This window comes from Pseudomonas sp. HY2-MNA-CIBAN-0224 (assembly GCF_040310285.1).
Taxonomy (GTDB): Bacteria; Pseudomonadota; Gammaproteobacteria; order Pseudomonadales; family Pseudomonadaceae; genus Aquipseudomonas; species Aquipseudomonas helleri.
Map to the genome: position 1 here is coordinate 1 of NZ_JBEOPQ010000765.1, position 250 is coordinate 250.

The following is a 250-nucleotide window of genomic DNA, read 5'->3' on the forward strand; positions in this document are numbered from 1 at the left end:
GCACAGTTTCCTTAGCCAAAAACCTGTGGCAACTGATGTGCTGCGCTACGATGATAGTGGGGAGATTGCGCCTGTTACTGAGCATGCCGTCAATGACCAAGCTTCTGATATCCAGGCTTCTAATACGCCAAACCTTGATACAGCAAGTGTAGACGATGAAACTGTATTAGAAGATGAGAGCGATAACCTCATAACGAATAGTGCTGTAGTAGGTAACTTTAACACTGCAAGCGATAGTGAAGACTTGCTG

The 250-nt window shown here is 45.2% G+C and carries 1 protein-coding gene; it reads left to right on the forward strand.

Features of this window, described 5'->3' with window-relative positions; all coding sequences use genetic code 11:
* A partial coding sequence (locus AAEZ03_RS28390; protein ID WP_350583299.1) for a hypothetical protein occupies nucleotides 1–250 on the forward strand: 250 nt, incomplete at both ends.